The organism is Erythrobacter sp. CCH5-A1 (assembly GCF_001557115.1).
In the GTDB taxonomy this organism is placed as follows: Bacteria; Pseudomonadota; Alphaproteobacteria; order Sphingomonadales; family Sphingomonadaceae; genus Erythrobacter.
Window position 1 is genome coordinate 1 of the sequence record NZ_LSKQ01000172.1, and the last position, 2,745, is coordinate 2,745.

At 58.9% G+C, this 2,745-nt stretch carries 5 protein-coding genes; 1 reads left to right on the forward strand and 4 read right to left on the reverse strand.

What is annotated here, in order from left to right:
* Positions 1-332 precede the first annotated feature (332 nt).
* Positions 333-578, forward strand: a complete 246-nt coding sequence (locus AX708_RS09460; RefSeq protein ID WP_156454563.1) for a hypothetical protein — start codon at positions 333-335, stop codon at positions 576-578.
* 17 nt (positions 579-595) lie between these two features.
* Here AX708_RS09460 and AX708_RS09465 read toward each other — a convergent pair whose 3' ends face one another.
* From AX708_RS09465 to AX708_RS09480, 4 genes are all read right to left on the reverse strand, one after another.
* A complete protein-coding gene (locus AX708_RS09465; protein ID WP_067490051.1) occupies positions 596-973 on the reverse strand; it encodes a hypothetical protein in 378 nt (125 codons plus the stop codon).
* Positions 974-1,026: 53 nt separating this feature from the next.
* Positions 1,027-1,278, reverse strand: a complete 252-nt coding sequence (locus AX708_RS09470; protein ID WP_233999638.1) for a hypothetical protein — start codon at positions 1,276-1,278, stop codon at positions 1,027-1,029.
* 368 nt (positions 1,279-1,646) lie between these two features.
* A complete protein-coding gene (locus AX708_RS09475) occupies positions 1,647-1,943 on the reverse strand; it encodes a hypothetical protein (RefSeq protein ID WP_067490054.1) in 297 nt (98 codons plus the stop codon).
* Positions 1,940-2,506 (reverse strand): hypothetical protein, encoded by a 567-nt coding sequence (locus AX708_RS09480; RefSeq protein ID WP_067490057.1) that lies wholly within the window; start codon positions 2,504-2,506, stop codon positions 1,940-1,942. The genes AX708_RS09475 and AX708_RS09480 overlap by 4 nt, the downstream gene beginning before the upstream one ends.
* Positions 2,507-2,745 lie beyond the last annotated feature (239 nt).

A 2,745-nucleotide genomic window follows, 5' to 3' on the forward strand; every position in this document is an offset into this window, starting at 1 on the left:
ATATGCTGTTGATTTTAAGATACTTTAGGTAAGCGGGCGCCGCATTCGGTGTGCAAAAATTTAGGGACTGGAGCTGTTGCCCGGCTTGATTCGCCTTGGGGTGATTGGGAGCTTTCAGGGATTCCCGCTGGAGAAGGCGGCTGTTCGCCGCAAGTGCCTCCCCGTTGGGTCCGCCGTTGATGCGGCCGAGGGTCAGTCCATGGGCTGACGCTCTGCGCGGAGCTCTACTGAACGACGGTAGGGCTCGATAGCATCAGGCAAAAAAAGGCCTCGAAATGTGCCGCAGGTTGGTTCATCACCGCAGCGCATTTGGAGGCATGGAGATTGGTCAAATGGTATCGAAGGTAGAACGCGAACGTCTGGCTCTTGAAGCTGCCGAAAGAGACCTTCAGGAGCGTCGTCAGAAGCTGGCCGAGCTGGAACGGGAGGAGGCGCAGCGTCAGCTCGACCGATGCTTGAAAAAGGTCGGATCAGATCACGCCCTCGAGCTACTCAAATTGGCTATCAAGGTGAAGCCCAAGGCTGCTATTTCAGCACTCCGAGACATGGTCGAAGGCAAGGGGCAATCTGCGGGCTGATGCCGCTTCTTTCGTTCTCACGAAACGGAACGTCGTTCTAGTTCGTCAGCGATCGTTCGTAGCTCGGCCACGATGTCGGCCAAGTGCTCTGTGCTTTCCTCGGCCATGTTCATGAGCTGCAGCGATAGGCTCGCCTTCCACCCTGGGATGTCGTGCGGTCCACCGGCGGCGAGTGCGGGTATCTCCAGCGACATCATCAATTGGTCGTTTTCCCAGTGGACCTTGGTGTAGGGTGCTTCGTTATCGAATTCGTCGTTGATCAGTTCGTTGATCACCACGACTCCGTCGTCTTCGTCGAAATTCCATTGGGTGAGGTCAATCGGCGAGCTCTCGCGGTTTACCCTCTCGTAATCCACGAACCCCCACTCGTGCTTTGCATAGCGGTTTCCTGACATTTCGTTTCTCCTTCGATTCAATTGGAGGGCGGCGCCAGGCACCGCCCTCCGGGTCAGAATTCGTCGTCCATTTTGCCGGTGGCGGTATAGACGATCTGGTCGATGAGGTGCATCGGCAGCTCGCCGTAGTCGGCTTCTTCAACGAGGATGTAACCGTCTTCGGTCTGGACGACGTGGACATCGAAGAAGGTGTGGTAGGAGCGCCGCTCTGCCTCAAGCGTTTTTTCGTCGAGCGCGATGATGTTGCAATCGATTTGGCGAAGCTGCGCGGTGTCGGCTTCGTAGGTTTCCGTGGTGTAGCTCATGGTCTGCCTCCTGTCGTTGGCGGCCCGTCCGCCATGCCATGAATCAGCGCCCCGGCGGTGCGCGAGTCACCGGAGCGAAGCGGAGGCTTGATGAAAAATTGATCGAGTGGTGCGGAAGCCGCTTTGCGGCTTCACGGTCGGTCCATTTTTCATTGACCCGTGCACCGCCGGGGTGCTCATGGCATCGGTGGTGGACGGGTCATTGACAGGGGGCCTTGAGCAACATCCATCGAGGAAAATCGAAGATCTATACGGTGCTTGTCAGGCGATAGAGACCTGACGCATCGCGCATGAGAAAAGGGCGCCGCGGCACGAGACCGGGCGCCCTTCCCTACCTTCGGCCCGCGGGAGGCTATCGCAGACCGAAATCAATTCTCCTGATCGTGCAGAGGCGCGCTCTGCTCCTTATCGATCTGATCGCCTCCGCTGCACGACAATCGACAGCTCTGTGAGGCTGCTTTGCCGGTGCCGGCCGGCACCCGAAGCAGGAATTCGTCTCCTTCGGCTTCGCAGTCGAGGCACGTCTCGTTGTCATAGGTGCCGCAGATTTCCCATGACTGGGTGGTTTCGTCCCAGTGGGCGAGCGCGTCCTTGGCGACGTTGGCGGACCCGCATGACGGGCACTTCATCGTCACGTTTGTGTGCAGCGTTGCGGCGGCGCTCACTGTGACCATTCCAGCACGGGCAGCTGATCACCGCAATTGGTGAAAGCGATCAAGGAAAGCGTGTCGAACAAAGGTTCGATATGCGCGCGCACGAAGGCATCATAGGTCTTGGGCGATCGCAGGGCTTCCTGAAGGTCGCTCAGCGCGATCGAGCCTTTCGTTTGACTGTTGAGTCCAAGCGCGAAGAGCACCTTTTGGGCGAGCTCATCCCCCATCATGAGTTCTCGCGCTAAGCTGATGTTCGCGGACACCCGGATAGTGATCGGCTCATCCCTCTGCGCATGTTCAATGCGGATCATCCGGCTGAGGAATTGTGCTTCATCGAGCACGGCGATCACATCAGGTCGGTAGCCGAAGCAAGCCGAGAAGGCGGCGATCGATAGGGAGTTGGCATTGATCTCGAAATTCAGCGGCGCGTAGCCGAACTCGCCGATGTCGGCGTCGATCGTTCCATGGCTGTCATGTAGCTTCCTGACCAGCGCTGCCAGCTCGAGCGCGGTGATCGCGGCGGGCTTCGAATGGAGCTTTGTCTCGTGGTCTTTGATCCGGAATGTGACGAGCATCTTTGCCTCCTATGGTTGCTCACCAATCCGTTCCCCCTCCCCTTTGCCTTGTGTCGAATGCAGGGCTTGAAATTCACCCTGGGTTTGTTGGTCAAGCGTCGCGCCAGCTCGGCTCGACCACGGCCCGTCGAGGTCTCGATCACGCGCAGTGGCAGGCGCGGCGGCGATGCCAGCGAGGCACGCATGTGCCGATGCGCTGGCGAGCTGCGCCGCGCCGGGATCGGGCGCACGGCAGACCG

What these genes read in the sequence shown, in the direction of transcription:
- AX708_RS09465 (WP_067490051.1), bottom strand. Translation starts at nt 973, where the DNA reads ATGTCAGGAAACCGCTATGCAAAGCACGAGTGGGGGTTCGTGGATTAC.
- AX708_RS09480 (WP_067490057.1), bottom strand. Translation starts at nt 2,506, where the DNA reads ATGCTCGTCACATTCCGGATCAAAGACCACGAGACAAAGCTCCATTCG.
- AX708_RS09470 (WP_233999638.1), bottom strand. Translation starts at nt 1,278, where the DNA reads ATGAGCTACACCACGGAAACCTACGAAGCCGACACCGCGCAGCTTCGC.
- AX708_RS09460 (WP_156454563.1), top strand. Translation starts at nt 333, where the DNA reads ATGGTATCGAAGGTAGAACGCGAACGTCTGGCTCTTGAAGCTGCCGAA.